The 249-nt window shown below is 65.1% G+C and carries 1 protein-coding gene; it reads right to left on the bottom strand.

From position 1 onward, the window contains the following. A partial coding sequence (locus VTU_RS29925) for a SwmB domain-containing protein (RefSeq protein WP_010109473.1) occupies positions 1–249 on the bottom strand: 249 nt, incomplete at both ends.

Raw genomic sequence — 249 nt, 5'->3', positions numbered from 1 at the left:
CAGGGTGTTGGCTTCGATGAAGTTGATCACCATTCCGATGCCACGGACCATGGCGCAGCTGAACTCCGGGGGTGTGGTGTCTGGTGGCGCTGGCGTGTTGTTGGTCACCGACGTGGCCGCGAAGCTGGCCACGTCGTTGCCGGCTGCGTCCTGGATGGCGTTGGCGTCGTTGCCGGTCGTGGGGTCGGTGTAGGCAACGGTCACGCTCTGACCCCATGCCACGGGGGTGGTCAGTGTCAGCGTGACGGT

It is taken from the genome of Verminephrobacter aporrectodeae subsp. tuberculatae At4, assembly GCF_000193225.1.
Classification (GTDB): Bacteria; Pseudomonadota; Gammaproteobacteria; order Burkholderiales; family Burkholderiaceae_C; genus Acidovorax; species Acidovorax aporrectodeae.
Note: the sequence above shows the minus strand (reverse complement) of the source record. Positions and strands in the feature narration are given on the sequence as shown.